The organism is Lysinibacillus sp. FSL K6-0102, from assembly GCF_038003545.1.
Lineage (GTDB): Bacteria > Bacillota > Bacilli > Bacillales_A > Planococcaceae > Lysinibacillus > Lysinibacillus capsici.
The window spans coordinates 416,590-433,392 of record NZ_JBBOPH010000001.1 but is presented as its reverse complement, the minus strand read 5'-3'; the positions used below and the strand labels follow the sequence as shown (position 1 = coordinate 433,392).

The 16,803-nt window shown below is 37.5% G+C and carries 12 protein-coding genes; 3 read left to right on the top strand and 9 right to left on the bottom strand.

Annotated features, from left to right (window positions below; all coding sequences use genetic code 11):
* The first annotated feature begins 143 nt into the window (after positions 1-143).
* A complete protein-coding gene (locus NYE73_RS02070) occupies positions 144-2,165 on the top strand; it encodes an EAL domain-containing protein (protein ID WP_259949293.1) in 2,022 nt (673 codons plus the stop codon).
* Between the two features lie 46 nt (positions 2,166-2,211).
* On the opposite strand, the gene NYE73_RS02065 is transcribed toward NYE73_RS02070, so the two are convergent.
* Together NYE73_RS02065 and NYE73_RS02060 are read right to left on the bottom strand one after the other, a co-directional pair.
* Entirely contained in the window at positions 2,212-2,688 is a 477-nt protein-coding gene (locus NYE73_RS02065) for a threonine/serine exporter family protein (protein WP_081010948.1), read from the bottom strand.
* 12 nt (positions 2,689-2,700) lie between these two features.
* Positions 2,701-3,453, bottom strand: coding sequence for a threonine/serine exporter family protein (locus NYE73_RS02060; RefSeq protein WP_009371811.1), 753 nt, complete (start codon positions 3,451-3,453; stop codon positions 2,701-2,703).
* Between the two features lie 339 nt (positions 3,454-3,792).
* Here NYE73_RS02060 and NYE73_RS02055 point away from each other — a divergent pair, with 339 nt between their 5' ends.
* On the top strand, positions 3,793-5,202 hold the full coding sequence (locus NYE73_RS02055) for a polysaccharide deacetylase family protein (RefSeq protein ID WP_048393300.1): 1,410 nt from the start codon (positions 3,793-3,795) through the stop codon (positions 5,200-5,202).
* A gap of 427 nt (positions 5,203-5,629) precedes the next feature.
* Here the strand turns inward: NYE73_RS02055 and NYE73_RS02050 are convergent, their stop codons facing one another.
* The 4 genes from NYE73_RS02050 to NYE73_RS02035 all read right to left on the bottom strand — a co-directional run bounded on the left by NYE73_RS02050 (position 5,630) and on the right by NYE73_RS02035 (position 11,737).
* On the bottom strand, positions 5,630-7,726 hold the full coding sequence (locus NYE73_RS02050; RefSeq protein ID WP_259955546.1) for a beta-propeller domain-containing protein: 2,097 nt from the start codon (positions 7,724-7,726) through the stop codon (positions 5,630-5,632).
* Between the two features lie 130 nt (positions 7,727-7,856).
* On the bottom strand, positions 7,857-9,050 hold the full coding sequence (locus NYE73_RS02045; RefSeq protein ID WP_048393298.1) for an acyl-CoA dehydrogenase family protein: 1,194 nt from the start codon (positions 9,048-9,050) through the stop codon (positions 7,857-7,859).
* Between the two features lie 9 nt (positions 9,051-9,059).
* Positions 9,060-10,232: a saccharopine dehydrogenase family protein gene (locus NYE73_RS02040; protein ID WP_054549077.1), complete on the bottom strand. Its 1,173-nt coding sequence runs from the start codon at positions 10,230-10,232 to the stop codon at positions 9,060-9,062.
* Positions 10,233-10,258: 26 nt separating this feature from the next.
* Positions 10,259-11,737, bottom strand: coding sequence for an aldehyde dehydrogenase family protein (locus tag NYE73_RS02035; protein WP_004229708.1), 1,479 nt, complete (start codon positions 11,735-11,737; stop codon positions 10,259-10,261).
* A 579-nt stretch (positions 11,738-12,316) separates the two neighbouring features.
* Between NYE73_RS02035 and NYE73_RS02030 the strand changes: the two genes are divergently transcribed.
* Positions 12,317-13,117, top strand: a complete 801-nt coding sequence (locus NYE73_RS02030; protein WP_004229711.1) for a TIGR00266 family protein — start codon at positions 12,317-12,319, stop codon at positions 13,115-13,117.
* A gap of 38 nt (positions 13,118-13,155) precedes the next feature.
* Here NYE73_RS02030 and NYE73_RS02025 read toward each other — a convergent pair whose 3' ends face one another.
* From NYE73_RS02025 to NYE73_RS02015, 3 genes are all read right to left on the bottom strand, one after another.
* On the bottom strand, positions 13,156-14,118 hold the full coding sequence (locus NYE73_RS02025) for a 2-hydroxyacid dehydrogenase (protein ID WP_004229713.1): 963 nt from the start codon (positions 14,116-14,118) through the stop codon (positions 13,156-13,158).
* 215 nt (positions 14,119-14,333) lie between these two features.
* Positions 14,334-15,626, bottom strand: coding sequence for a globin-coupled sensor protein (locus NYE73_RS02020; RefSeq protein ID WP_054549076.1), 1,293 nt, complete (start codon positions 15,624-15,626; stop codon positions 14,334-14,336).
* 294 nt (positions 15,627-15,920) lie between these two features.
* Positions 15,921-16,757, bottom strand: a complete 837-nt coding sequence (locus NYE73_RS02015) for an undecaprenyl-diphosphate phosphatase (RefSeq protein ID WP_175400802.1) — start codon at positions 16,755-16,757, stop codon at positions 15,921-15,923.
* Between the last annotated feature and the right edge of the window lie 46 nt (positions 16,758-16,803).

Genomic DNA, 16,803 nt, shown 5'->3' with positions numbered 1-16,803 from the left:
CTTCAAATCATTTCTTATATTTCACTAGAAAAGTCCTATTAATTTTTACTATCAAATATTTACAAATATATTCATAATGACTAATTCCCGATTATTATCTATAATATTAGTATATATTGATTACCCAAGGAGATCGAATAATCATGAGTCATATGCATAAATCATTTACGATTGATGAACATTATTTAAATTCACTTCCTTTTCCTGCAATTATCATTAATCAAGATGGACAAGCAACAGTCTGGGGAAAGAGTGCTGAACATCTGATTGGCTTATCAGCTAATGATATTAAAGGAAATACTACTCCATCTATACACGAAAATCTACTGCGTCAGCTTCCTGTCGAAACACTTCAATCTATTTTACAAAATGAGGACAGTACGTATCTAGAAAAAATTCAAGTACACACAACTTCAAATGCAGAAATAACAACAGCTCTGCTAGCTAAACCTTTTACAGATGAGGGAGAACGTTTTATTCTATTGATTTTTATGCTCCCAGAATTAATGACGCAGGCTATCTCTCAATGCAATACCTTTGTAAACCTTAAGCAAGGTTTAGATGCAACCTTTATGACTGTTACACTCGATCACGATGGATTTATCTTGGAATGTAATAATGAATTTCTAAAAACAAGCCAATGGACCCCAAAGCGTGTTATCGGCAAAACCTTTTGGCAACTGTTCCCTGATAATGAAATGAGTGAAAAAATAACACATACGATCTGGCGTAATTTAAATAATGGTCATACATGGCAAGGAGAAGTTGAAAAAATTACAAAAATGGGGCAATCCTATTGGGTGCTACTAACGGCTATCCCCCTCGTTAATCTTGAAACAAATGAACAACAGTTTATCCTAATTGAAAAGGATGTAACTAAATCAAAAACGATTCAACACCAACTTGAAAAAATTGCTTACATCGATACAGAAACTGGTTTGATGAATGCACATCGACTTGAAAAAGTAATCACCAATATGATTGACGATGAGAGACACTTTTCATTTGTTTATCTAAGTATTGATAAATTTTATACACTTAAAGAATTACATGATCAACAAATCGATCAAAGCCTTATTGTTGAATTTACAAATCGTATAAAAATGTATTTCCAAGATAGCACGATGGCTCGTATAAATGAAAATGATTTTGTTGTCATTACGCCTTTAAGTGAATGGTTTATTCAAGGCTTTTTATCTTACTTACAACAACATCCGATTTATAGCGGCAATATTGCTGTACCAATTTCTATTAGTGGTGGCATAACTAGATATCCTGAGGATCAATCAACATTCTCTCAGCTTATGAAGGCATCCATTGCTACTATTTCAACAGTCCGTGAGGCTGGCGGAGATAAAATTGTTTCTTTATCAACAGCAACACATAAAGCTTTAAATCGTAAAGCATCAATTGAAAAGCGCTTACTCCAAGCACTTGACCAAAAGAACTTGAAGGTACTCTATCAGCCACAAATCGATGTGTATTCTGGAAAAGTTACTGCTGTTGAAGCACTTGTACGTTGGGAAGATGAGGTCATAGGTGTCGTAACGCCTGATGAGTTAATTCCTATCGCTGAAGAAACAGGCCTAATTAATAATATTGGGTCCTTCATGCTGGAAAAGGCTTGTGAACAAGCATTACTTTGGAAAAAGGCTGGCTATGATTTAAAAGTATCTATTAACTCTTCTGTACGCGAATTCCGTGATAAGAATATGGCAAAATCTATACTTGAAATGATTACAAAAACAGGTTGTCCAGCGAACCTATTACAAATTGAGATTACTGAAAAATTTGCTTTAGAAGCTGAAGCCGCAACGTCTATTGCACAGCAAATGCGTAAGCTTGAAAACGAAGGCATTTCTTTTGTATTAGATGATTTCGGTACTGGCTACGGCTCATTTAGATATATGCAAATTTTACCAATAAGTACATTAAAAATCGATCAAACGTTTACAAATTCACTCTTAAAATCCGAAAAGAGCCAAAAGCTTATGAATGGTATGGTACAACTAGGTAAATCCATGGAATTGAAAGTGGTCGCTGAAGGTGTAGAAACAGCTGAACAAGCAGATCTATTAATCACTTACGGCTGCGATGCCATTCAGGGCTATTATATTAGTAAACCTGTTACACCTGAAGAGATTGAACTATTACTGACAAAATAACAATAATGAAGAAGGAGGCTGCGTTTATTTAGCACGCAGTCTCCTTCTATTTTTTATAAACCTTTTGTAATTTTACTTTACTGGAACGAACTGAGCGGAATATGAGTTGGATAATTACTTCTGCAAAAACTAGTCCAATAACAATAGCACCTGTAATTAAAAATGCCTTTAAGCCATATTGCAAGCCTTGTAAGTAATCATCTTCTACCACATTTCTCATTGCATTATAAGCCATGCCCCCTGGTACTAATGGTATAATTCCCCCAACAATAAAAATAATCATGGGTATTTTAAAGCGTCGGGCATATAAATGAGCAACGATGGCAATGACAAATGAGCCAAAGAAAGAAGCTTTGACAACATCCATGCCTTGCTCTGTTAGAACATAGTATATAATCCAGCCAATTACCCCAACGAGTCCGCAATGAAGTAGTGTTTTTCTAGGAACATTAAAAATAATGGCAATCCCAGCTGTCGCAAAAAAACTAACTATTAATTGTATAATAATGTCCATCATCTGCATATTATCCGCCTCCTAAAATCCTAGTGTGACGGCGATTGCTGCACCAATAGCAAAGGCTGTTAAAAAGGCCTCTGCTCCCTTTGCCATCCCTGACATAAAATGACCTGCCATTAAATCACGTACAGCATTTGTAATCAAAATACCTGGTACTAGTGGCATGACGGAACTAATAATAATTTTATCAAGTTCAGTACCATAACCATACTTTACTGCAAAGAAGGCAACAAAGCCGAGGACGAGTGATGCAGTAAATTCAGAAAAAAACTTTACCCTTGTTAAATGATTAATGATTACCAATACTAGGAAACCGAGCCCGCCTGCCAAAAAAGCTATCGGAAAATCCGACCATCCACCCTTAAACATAATAAGGAAACAACCACTAGCAAGCGCAGCTGCCAAAACTTGCAAATAAGTTGGTAAAAAATAATTTGTTTTTTGTATCGACTTTAACTCGTCATAAGCTTCTTCTAATGTTATGATTTGAGATGTGAGTCTACGAGATACTGAATTTACCAAGGCGATTTTTTGCAAATCTGTAACCCTACTGGGAATTGATGTAATTCTTGTTGGCTGTGTCTTGCCTAACGAAAAAATGATGCCCGTTGGTGTGGCATAACATTGAGCATTTGGCATATTTTGAGAATGTGCCATACGCAGCATCGTATCCTCAACACGGTATGTTTCGGCACCACTTTCAATCATAATGCGTCCTGCAAGCAACAAACAGTCAATCGTAAGTTCATTATCCGCATCTTGTAAGACCATTGCAGCTATCTGCCTCCTTCAAAAGGTTCCTTGCCAATATTAACGAACTGCCAATAAAAACTCAACTGAAAATTTTTTTCTTAAGCAATGGATTATCTTTCAATTTATTTTTACAGTTACACTAATATTACGCATGTGTTTTTTCTATTTTAGTAGGTATTTTACAACCTCTTAAATAGAAGTACAACTACAATTAATTCGCTGATTTTTGAAGAAAAAGTGATCTTAATAATTTTCCACAAAATTACATAAAAAGATTCTAGATTTGTATAACTTTTTTAATGACTGGCACGTCTGATTGTATAGAAAATAAAAAAAGAGGGGAGCGTATCCAAAACCATGCAGGAACGTAGAAAAAGACGCGGTCCAATAATTGATTTCTTATTACTTAGCCTTATTGTGACCTTAACAACTATTATACTTTTTATTATCCTTTCAAAGGATGACTTTAAGTTTCAAAAGATTAGTGCTTCAAAAGAATCCGAGACGGAATCGGTGAATAGTCATTTATCGACCGAAAGTTCTGCGTTTCCAGGCATACGTATTGTTACAGACGTTTCAAATGACAAACGAACACCATTTGCTATACATTACCCACAAACAGATAACGAGGTTTTTAATGATGCCGTATTACAATACATATCGGATTCAAAAGAAAACTATCTAACATCGATGAAGAAAAATAAAGATACAGATGCTATGGGTGAATTAAATATTAGTCTAGAAACTTTTCCGTACCGAGAGCATTACTATTCCTTTGTGCTAACAAAAATGCTATATGTAGGTGGAGCCAATCACGAAGTCTCCACAAAAACATTCTTCATTAACAACGAAACGGGCGAACAAATTACGATCCAAACGCTCTTACAAAATGATGAGAATAACTTATCTACGTTGGCTGTAAACGTCCGAAAAGATTTGCAAAAAAACCTCCAATTAAAGGATGAGCTTTTCAACGATGAACTATTAAAAGCTACCGAACCAAAATGGTCTAACTTCAATCGCTTTGCTATTGTTGATGATTCATTACAAATCTATTTCGATGAATATGAGATTGCTAGTGGAGCAGCAGGTACCCCAATAGTGAAACTACCCCTTTCGCTTATTAACCCTTTGTTAGCCTCCGAATTTCAAATCGCAATGGAAAATGTAAAACCAATTAATCCACCACCAACTGGTGATCCGAATAAAAAACGTATTGCTTTAACATTTGATGATGGTCCACATCCAAAAGTCACGGAGCAAATTTTAAATATTCTTGATAAGTATCACGCAAAGGCTACTTTCTTCATGCTCGGTAGTCGTGTACAATACTATCCTGACATCGTAAAAGATGTTCTTGCGCGCGGTCATGAAATTGGAAACCATTCGTGGAACCACCCTGTCTTAACAAAGCTTACGCAGGAACAAGTGATGAAAGAATATAACACGACTGCCACTGAAATTGAGAAGGCAATCAATCAAGGTGCCACAGTTTTTAGACCACCATACGGTGCAACTAATGACACAATTAATGCCGAGATTCCTATCCCTGTTGTGCTATGGACAATTGATACATTGGATTGGAAACATCGAAATGCACAGCAGCTATTGCCACACGTAAAAAATAATTTACACAATAATGCCATTGTCTTAATGCATGATATTCATCAATCCACTGCAGACGGACTTGACGCTGTTCTTGCCTATTTACAAGAGCAGGGCTATGAATTTGTGACTGTATCCGAGATACTGCCATATCGACAATAGTAATAAACAAAAAGTCCAATGAATTTCTCCATATTCATTGGACTTTCTTTTTTGTTGAAAAAGATGATGTCAACGGCAGAAAAAGCAACTTTGCAAGGCGAGAGGTTGACTTCTGTTCCGCCAGCGTCCTTTCCAGGGCGTCCGATGAGCCGCTTCACTCACCTACGTTCATCCAGGGTCTCATCTGTGACGCTAAATCCCCTAGGAGTGACGCTGGCTCCACTCCAATCAACCATTCTGCCAATTGTCTTTACTTTTTCATAGTAGCATAGTGATCAAATAGCCCATTATCAGAGGATGATGGGTGACAACACCTCTTCATAAAGAATAATGAACACCTTCACTATATTTGAAAACCGTTGCTAAAGATACAGGATTGGAGTAAAGGCTACTTGATACCTTTCAATTGACTGTTTTGTTTTTCTTATTATTTTATTGTTAATGTATCTAAAGGCTTGAAGTCATTTAACTGATAGCTTTTTATCTCGTTACGCGCTATTGTATACAGCGTATCATCTATATAGACAACACGTTGTACAACTTGCTCCCAATTTTCATAGGACTCATTATTATTACGATTTATTATATTTCCTTTCAATACTATCCCTTTCTCTGCAGTAATTTCATAAATTTGAGCACCTTGACCTTGATAGACAACTTCATCTCCCTTACCTGCCTCATACAGTACTACAGGGAAGCCAAAATAGTTGTATTCCTTATTGCGGAATAGCGCTTTAGGATTGTATTGCACTTCAGAGGAAGAACCTTTCCCACCAATTTTTACGGTTGATTGTTCTTTCGGATTTCGGAAGTCTGATACATCGAATAGGGACATCTTCATATTGGTTGTCACAGTAAAATTACGTTTCGTATACGAATCATAGCGTTGCTCCGTATCATAACCAATACCAATTAAATGCGTATCATCTAATGGATGTAGGTAATTACTGAAGCCAGGAATCTTCAATTCCCCTAGTACAGCAGGCTTTTTCGGATTCGCTACATCAATGACAAATAGTGGATCCACTTGTTTAAATGTCACCACATATGCTTTTTCTCCCATAAATCTAGCTGAATATATCTTTTCTCCAGGCGCCATATCTTTTACTGCACCAAGCGGTTTTAAATGTTCATCCAAAATAAAGAGATGGTTATAGGAAGTACTTTTCTCATTCAACGTATTACCTTCTGTTGTAAAGATCCGGAAGTTCCCCTTATATTCATCCATTGAATACTGATTTAACACAGTTCCCTTTACTTCCGTACTTCCGACAAAGTTCAAAGTCGTTCCATCTACATTCCACTTGAAAATTTGAGTGTCGGCTGACCTCGGTAACCAAATCATATCCATAACGCGCTTTTCTGATGAAACATCAATACTACTTTCATACATTGGTGTCGTTAAATACAGGGCATTCTCTGACATATAAAGACCACTACTTCCACCTAAGTACCCTTTTGTATTGGCAGTTGTCTTAGCTCCATTTTTTAAATCGACAGCTGTAATTAAACTATAGGTACCATCCATCGTATTTGGTAAGATTGAGATTTTTTCTAAAGGCAGACTTTGGTACTCTGTTCCTGCCATACTATCAAATGTTTTAGGCTTTAAATCGGTTTTATTGTCTTCTTGTAGCATCCAGTAATTTGGATACATATTACCGATTAAATATAATGTGTCATTCGTTATGCGAATATCCTGCAAGAAGCCTTCTTGCCCAACATCACGTACATGCTTTGGATTGCTTGGATTTGAAATATCATAAATTGAGGCTGTTACCATAGCTGTGCCTGCTTTTTCAATATATTGATCCCCGATGGCAATTAATAGATTGTCATATAGGGCAAGCTTAGAAATATATTGGGAATGTTTTAATTTGATACTTGTAGCCATCTTTAAATTCTTAGGATCTTTAGCATTCACCACTGTAATGCTCTGATCTTTTGCAGTGTAAATAAAGTCATCTTTTACTACTACAATGTCACCCTCTTCTACCCCCTCTACTTGATTATTAGTTGTAGACTCATTATTAGCTGTTGCTTTATCTTCACTTGCTGTACTTTGTAAGCTCTCTTCTTCTCTAATTTCTACTCTTTGAGTTGTTAACAACTTTTTAAAATACTGCTGTAACTCTTTCTCCGATTTAACGGCTGTTAATGTCTCGATAATTGTAAATGGAATTGTCTGTGAAGCTACATTCAGTCCGCCTTGTGCAAAGGCCTCCTTTTTTACATGCAATTGATAATTACCTGGTGCTAACTTTTTCACTACTATCGTTTTTTGATCTTCCAACAATTCAATTGTTGCAGGTACTTTGCTTCCTTTTTCCGTAGTGATATAGACATATTCCTCAGTTATTTTGTTTTTCTTTAAAGCAACTGAAAAAGATGCTTGCCAGTTTTGTGTTGCCATACTTGCGCTAGCCGCCTTTGCCGTCACATCTGTATTCACTATCAATGTAAAAATTCCAGGCACGATAGCTAGAACGATAATCAGCATAATTGCGAACCATTTACTTTTCATCATTTTTCCTCTCCTTCATATACTTGTTTATTAATTAGACTAGTAAAAAAGAGGAAAGTTACATTTTTCTGAAATTTTCTAAGTATGTTGAGGCACAATAAAAAACGAGAGGGAAACACTTCCCTCTCGTCTATTCTTCAAATGGCCATTTAGGCAACATATTTTTTAATGGCTTATCTTGTCGTCTTCCCAATACATAATCTGCCTGCATAATAGTATGAATTTCGCGAGTCCCTTCATAAATGACTGGTGCTTTGGAGTTTCTTAAATAACGGGCAACTGGATACTCGTCTGAATAGCCATAGGCTCCATGAATTTGGACCGCATCATCCGCAGCCTTATTCGCAAAATCACAAGACTGCCATTTTGCCAATGATGTCTCTCGAGTATTTCGAACACCTTTATTTTTCAATTCTCCAACACGATAGACAAGGAGACGACTCATTTGATAGCCTGCTTCCATATTAGCAATCATTCGTCCGACAAGCTGATGCTCACCAATAGGTTTACCAAATGTCTCTCGTTCATGACAGTATTTCACACTAGCCTCTATGCAAGCTTGGATCAAACCAACAGCACCTGCTGCTACTGTAAATCGACCATTATCTAGCGCAGACATGGCAATTTTGAAACCCTCGCCCTCTTCACCAAGTCGGTTTTCAATTGGCACGCGTAAATCTTCAAAAAAGAGCTCACCTGTATTACCAGCACGAATACCATATTTTCCTTTTATCGCTTTAGATGTAAAGCCAGCCATGGAACGTTCTACAATAAACGCACTAATTCCATGATGTTTTTTCGATTTGTCTGTATAGGCAAATACGATAAAGTGGTCTGCAATATCACATAAAGAGATCCACGTTTTTTGCCCATTGAGGATATAATGATCTCCATCACGGACGGCAGTTGTTGACATGGCAGCTACATCAGACCCAGCCCCTGGTTCTGTGAGACCAAAAGCTCCAATCCGTACACCTTTAGCTTGCGGAACAAGGTATCGCTGCTTTTGCTCTTCAGTCCCCCACTGCATTAAGGTCATGCTATTTAAACCTGTATGAACAGATACGGCTGTGCGAAATGCCGTATCTCCCCGTTCAAGCTCCTCACATACGATAGCAAGTGCATTATAATCCATGCCACTACCTCCGTATTGTTCAGGAACACAAACACCCATTAAGCCAAGCTCAGCAAGTCTGGACCAAATTTTAGCATCAAAGCCACCTTCAGCATCCCATTTTGCAATATAGGGAATGATTTCCTCATCAACAAACTGTCTTACTGTTTTTCTTAGCATTTCCTGCTCAGTGGACATTTCAAAGTTCATGGTCAGCACCTACCATTTCACAATCATAGCAGACTTATGTGATGTCTCTTTAATGACCACACCTCGTTTAGCCATCTCTTCAATATACGTATCACCTGGCACGATTGCTTCAGGCGGGAATACACCATGCTCTGTAATAACACCGGCACCAATCATCTGAGCAACAACTGAAATCGTATTTGCCGTAGCACGGGCCATAGCTGTTTCATTAATTGTCATATCTTTACGTACAACCATTTCATATTCATATGTCACCTGCTGTTGGGCCTTTTCACCTGCTACAATAACACGTAACAATACAGCATCAGGTTTTGAGCCCAATTCAAGCTTCTTTTTGAGTGCCTCTCGTACGACTGCACGAACAGGCACTTCTTGATTATCCACTTCTACCTTATTCGCAGAATCAAGGAAGCCTAAGTCTGCTAAAAGTTTAAATTTCTCAGCATGGCCTTTATAACGGATGGTTTTATATTCTAATGTGCGGACATTCGGGAATGTCTTATACAATGTGGAGATACCACCAGATGTATAAAATGCCTCAAGCACACCGAAATCATCAAAATAAATAGGTTCAACGCCTGATAGGGATGGAACTTCTTGAAGCTTGCCCTTCTGAATCGTTTTTGAAGGCTCAGTATAATGATCGAAAACGCCATCTAAAGAAAACACGCGTGTATAATGAAGCGGAGGCTTTGGCTCAGTTGGAATACCACCAACAAATAGTTTAATAGATTCTACTTCGTCTAATTTTGAAGCACCATAGCCCGCTAGAATATTGATCATGCCGGGAGCAACACCTAGGTCAGGAATGATTGTAACACCTTTTGCCTTTGCTTCCTCATGTAAATCTAATATCTTCTCTGTAACGCCACCGATATGACCACCTAAATCAACGGAATGGACGCCTGCCTCAATAGCTGCTCTTGCTACTCGTTCATTGAACGAATAAAACAATGCATTGACGGCAACATCCCCCTTCGAAATAACACTCATTAATGAATCGTCACGTTCTGCGTGTAGCTCTACCACTTCTACCTTATTTGTATCTAGCGTATCTACAAAGTCCTGTGCAACTTTTACATCGATATCACCTAAATACACACGCTCCACTTTATCGTTTTTTATTAAATCACGAGCTACCTCTTTCCCCATTAAACCTGCACCTAATACAACAACTTTCATCAAGAACATCCCCTTTCGTTGATCTGTTACTCTGTATCGATTTGTGCTCTTTGTAATTTACCGCTGTAGTCTACATAAATACTCTTCCACTCTGTGTATACATCTAGGGCTGCTACACCTGAATCACGGTGTCCATTTCCTGTCCCTTTAGTACCTCCGAATGGCAAATGGATTTCAGCACCTGTTGTGCCAGCATTTACATAAACAATACCTGTATCTAAATCACGTTGTGCGCGGAAAATTGTATTGACATCTTGGGAGAATATTGAGCTAGATAAGCCAAATTTCACACCATTATTTACTTCAATTGCTTCTTCCAAACTTGCCACTTCAATTAGAGATACGACTGGACCAAAGATTTCTTCTTGAGCAATAATCATGTCAGGCTTCACATTTGTAAACAATGTTGGCTCATAATAGAACCCTTTATCATAAGGTGGTTCATTTAGTATCCTGCCACCTGCTAATAATGTAGCACCCTCTTGTTTACCTATTTGTACATAGTGATTAATTTTTTCCAATGCTGCTTTATTAATCACTGGCCCGATTTTTACTCCCTCATCTAGACCATCCCCAATTGTGAGCTTTTGCATTTCATCTAAGAGACGTTTCTCTAATTGTTCTTTTACATCTTTATGCACAATGACTCGACTACATGCTGTACACCTTTGCCCAGCAGTACCAAATGCGCTCCATAAAATCCCTTCTGTAGCTAGCTGTAAATCAGCATCATTCATGACAATAACAGCATTTTTGCCACCCATCTCTAAAGAAACCTTTTTCAAATGCTTCCCGCCAAGCTCAGCTACTTTACTGCCCGTTGTTGTAGAACCTGTAAAAGAAATAACCTTGACGTCAGGATGTTCAATTAATGCTGTGCCTACTGTAGGTCCTGTACCAAATACGATATTAGCGACACCATCTGGTAAGCCTACTTCCTCAAAGATTTTACCCATTTCATAGGCCATCATTGGAGTCTCATTAGACGGTTTCCAAATGAATGTATTCCCTGCAACAATGGCAGGAAATGACTTCCATGTGGCGATAGCAACAGGGAAATTCCAAGGTGTAATGAGTGCTACAACGCCTATAGGTGCCCTTACACTCATAGCAAATTTATTGGCAAGCTCAGACGGTGTTGTTTCACCAAACAATCTACGTCCTTCACCAGCCATATAGTATGCCATGTCAATTCCTTCTTGGACTTCTCCTCTAGCCTCTTCAATGACCTTGCCCATTTCTTTTGTTAAAACGGTCGCCAAATGTTCTTTTTTCTCTTTCATTTTTTGACCGATGGCATATAAATAATCTGCACGTTTTGGTGCTGGTATAAGTGCCCAGCTCTTTTGTGCTTGTTTAGCAACAGCTACAGCCTCGCCTACCTCATTCGAAGTAGAGCGTGGAATGGTAGCAAGCTGCTCACCGTTTGCAGGGTTCGTCACTGCTATACTTTGTAAATGTGAATGTGTGATCCATTTACCACCGATATAGTTTTTAATCTCCACTACATACACCCCCTGAAATACTCTATGATGCCTCAGCTGTTGTACCAGTCGTATTCCATAGGTATAAGTCTATGAATTTAACCAGAATCCATTTCGCCTTGGAATAATTGCGTCCGAGCAGTGGAATGTGCTTACACGTTTCACTATTCGTGACAGCTACCAGTGGCTTTATCTCCATACATCAATAGTTGCTCCCCACCAAAAGAAAAAATGTCTCATTAAGAATCTTGGAGTGAGCGGAGATAAAATATGTCAAAATTCCGAATTTTCAATATACACCACACCTTGTAATACTAGCATTTCAATAATAATCGGTGACAACTGCCAGAGGCTTTATTTCCACTTAACTTCCTTACCTCAATATAGAGGATGACTTCTAAATTTAGAAGCCTCTTAAGGTTATGTATATTCACAATACCCTTAGTTAAATGAAAATAAATAATACACATTCTAGTTTTTTATATTCGACATTTTCTAACTAATTCCCTTTTTTTCTAAAATATTTAATTTTCTATTGAAACCAATGTAACTTATAATCGTATACAATATCATTAAATTTATTTTTGGAGGAATCCCTTTATGAATAATCATGAAATTGACTACAAGTTATTTGGTGACGACATGCAATATGTGCAAGTTGAGCTTGACCCTCAGGAAACAGTTGTTGCAGAAGCAGGAGCGTTAATGATGATGGATGATTCGATCCATATGGAAACTATTTTTGGTGACGGCTCACGAGGTGGCTCACAAAGTGGTCTAATGGGTAAATTATTAGGTGCCGGAAAACGCCTAATAACAGGTGAGAGTTTATTCATGACAACATTCACAAACGTTGGCTCAGGTAAGAAGCATGTTTATTTCGCATCACCATACCCAGGGAAGATTATTCCGATGGATTTAAGCCAATTAAACGGTAAAATTATCTGTCAAAAAGATGCATTCTTAGCTGCTGCTAAAGGGGTCTCTGTTGGCGTTGAATTTCAGAAAAAAATTGGAGTAGGCTTCTTCGGTGGTGAAGGCTTCATTATGCAAAAGCTAGAAGGTGACGGCATGGCATTTGTTCATGCAGGAGGAGCCATTCATGAAAAAACATTACAACCGGGTGAAGTTTTACGTGTGGATACAGGATGTCTTGTAGCAATGACATCCAATGTGGATTACGATATTGAAATGGTTGGAGGCGTAAAAACAGCCCTGTTTGGAGGCGAGGGAATCTTCTTTGCTACATTACGTGGTCCTGGAACAGTGTGGGTACAATCATTACCATTTAGCCGTTTAGCCAGTCGTGTCTTTGCAGCTGCACCTATTTCGCAAGGTGGAGGCGGTCAATCTAAAGGTGAAGGCGGTATCGGCGGCTTATTCGATTTATTCAATAGATAAAAAAATGGAGCATATCTTTCACCGATATGCTCCTCTTTTTAATCAATTCGATTGGATATTGCCTTGCCTTGTCCATAAGCAGTCAAAGCTTTTACATTTAACATTAGCATAGCCGTTCTCGTTTCTAATGACGCGCTACCGATATGTGGCAGAGCTACTACATTTGGAAGTGTTAATAAGGGATGATCCATCGCAATCGGCTCTTGTTCAAACACATCTAGTCCTGCAGCCCAAAGCTTCCCATTTTTAAGAACATCGTATAGCGCATCCTCATCAATAATTCCACCACGTGAGGCATTAATTAATACCGCATCTTCTTTCATCAAAGCAAGTTCCTTTGCACCAATGAGTCCTTCCGTATCACTATTATAAGGTGTCATAATCACAACAAAATCAGATTGCTTTAATAGATCCTCCAGCGAAACATACTGGAAGCCATACATTTCTTCTGCTTCATGACGACGTCTGCGATTATTATACAAGATTTTCATATCAAACCCTTTTGCTCTTCTAGCAACAGCTTGGCCAATTCTCCCCATGCCAATAATGCCAATTGTGGCTCCTGAAACATCCTTGCCAACCAGTTGCATTGGATACCAGCTTTTCCATTTGCCCTCACGTAAATATCTTTCACTTTCTGGAATTCTACGAGCAGTTGCAAGCAGTAAGCCAAATACTAAATCCGCAGTTGTATTAGTTAAAACTCCAGGCGTATTTGTCGCCATAATGCCTCGTTTTTTTAAAGCCTTCACATCGATATTATTATATCCAACTGCTAAATTCGTCACTAATTTTAAGTTGGGTGCATGCGAAAGTAATTCTTCATCTACTTGGTCAGCTATCGTTACCCACAGTACCTCACAGTCAGCGACAGCTGCGAGCAATTTTTCACGTGGAATCACAATTTCTTCCTCATCCCATTGTGAGATTTCATAAAACTCCTGTAGCAGTTCAACAATATGTGTAGGAAACTTACGTGTTATAAATAATTTCTTTTTCATGCTCCAAACACCCCTCTACTCAATTCCCTAATTCGCCTATAGCGTAACACTTAAAACAAGCATTTTCTAGGTTTTTGTAATCTTCCTCTTTCTATAAAATTTGCTATTAGCTAATTCATCAGCCTCTTAGTTGATTTATCCATAAAATAAGACCTTTTATCCTAATTCACATACTAAAAAACTATGCATAGATAGTATGCATAGCTATATTTCTTTTAAAACTCTCTTATTGTTGTATTTAAGCGATTAGCCACCCTCGCTAATTCTTCCGAAGATTCACCAATCGATTCAATAATAGTAGCTAATTCAGATACTTGATTATCGACTTTTTGGAAATTTGAGATCGAAACTTCTACAGAACCCGAAATCGCATCAAAAGCTTTTAGAGATTCAGCATTACGTTCGATACTACTATTTACAAGCTCCTGTATGTTCTGAATTGCTTGTACAACTTGTGTTGTGATACCATTTGACGTCATGATTAACTCAGCAATCTGTTCAACAGAGCTTTTCGTTTGATCCGCAAGCTTGCGTACTTCGTTTGCAACAACTGCAAAGCCTTTACCATGCTCACCGGCACGTGCCGCCTCAATTGCAGAGTTTAACGCAAGTAAATTTGTTTGCCCAGAAATACTTTTCACAATTTCTACAACGGCATTTATTTTCGAAGAGGATGCATCTAATTGCTCCACCATATTTGCCATTTCAACGGTCTTATGATGAATCTTCCCTGTTTGTTCATTAATAGATATTATTTTAGTATAGCCTTCATTAGACACTTTTTGCATTGATTCTGCTTCATACATACTTTCCTTCAAAGAAGCGTTGACACGCTTTGCGCTATATACAAGTTCTGTTACTGTTTCAGTTGTAGTTTGTGATTGAACCTCTAATTGTGTAGAAACTCCGCCGATAACATCCTTTACATGGTCCCTAACATTATTGCGTTGTGTTTCAATTAGTATACTTGCATAGCTATCGTATTCTTCTAAAACGATTTGTTGTTCAAAATTACATATTTTACTGATAGCATCACAAAACTTCTCTTCTTCGCCCTTTGGTAATCGTAGTTCATAGACTATTTTGCGAAGTGATTTCTCAAGTATTTGAAAAGCAGCTAAATACCACTTCGGATATAAATTAATCTTTACATGCATTTTGGCCACACGTCTTCGCTTTTCTAAAAAGGCTTCATCTATTCTCCCCTCAAACATTTCAATAATATGGTGACGTAATGTCTGTCGTAAACGTTCGCTGGAGCTATGTGATTGAATAACCTTTTGTAAGGCAGGAACACTTTCTATTGCATGATAAAATGCCGCTACCACTTCTACTACATTTCTTTCTACATATGGTTTTAAACTATTAATCAGCTGAAGATCATGCACACTTAACCCTACAAGATTTAATTGTAGTAAACGGTCTGGATCTTCTATAAAAATACCGATTGTTGTTTCATTGCTTATTTCAATTGTATTTTTCTTAGATCTATTGATAAGTTGAAACATTTTCTCCACCTCATATATTTAATCATATATCTTAATAAGTCTATATTCCTACTTTTTATAAAAAAACAACAAATAATTAGACACTTTATGTATCAATTATAATCTCAAAACATCTAAATGAACAATATGTAGGTAAATGTTGTCTAATATTATTATAATTCGCTATTAATTTATGCTTTAACATGATTCTTTATACTCATTTTCTATCAATTTATTGAAAAAATGGATATATGATTCAATAATCTTAACGCAAAAAAAGCCACTGCTTCTTGAAGAAGAAGCGTGACTTATTGTTTACATGAAAATGATAACGCAAAGAACTGCTGCTAAAACTAAACGATAAATGGCAAAAGGCATTAATTTTACCTTTGAAATAAGCGCTAAGAAAAACTTAATGGACAATAATGCAAAGACGAACGAACTAATGAATCCTACAGCATAAAAGCCAAAATAGTCCATTGATAAAGTATCCCAGTTTTTCAAAACGGATACGAGGCTAGCTCCTGCCATGATTGGCACAGCCATAATGAATGTAAAATCGGCTGCAACACGGTGACTCATACCAAATAGTACCCCACCCGAAATCGTTGCACCTGAACGAGAAAAACCTGGCCATAGTGATAGGCATTGTACAAGTCCTACCTTAAATGCTAAACCATAAGAAATCTTATCTAAAGAATCAACTTTTGGTTTTCTCGGTGCCAACTTATCTGCAGCAATCATCAGAATTGCTCCTGCCACTAGTGCATAAACAACATGCTCTACTTTAAAAAGATGGTCGTCAATAAAATCCTTGAATGCAAAACCTAAGACAACTGCTGGTAGCATACCAACAATAACATGCAATAAGTTAAAGCGGCCATTTATGGACTTAGCTTGACCTTCAATTTTATATAAACCAACTAAGCTTAGCATACGTTTCCACATAACTACGATAACCGCTAATATGGAACCAAGTTGTACAACAATTTTAAATGTGTTGGCAGGATATTTCCCTAAAAACTCCTCAGTCTTTAACCACATATCATCCACGATAATCATATGTCCCGTAGAAGATACTGGTGCAAATTCTGTCATACCCTCGACAAAGCCTAATATTAATGCTTTTAATAACTCTATAATTTCCACCATGTCACCTTACCTTTTTTAATCAAATACCCACTTATTATAAAATACT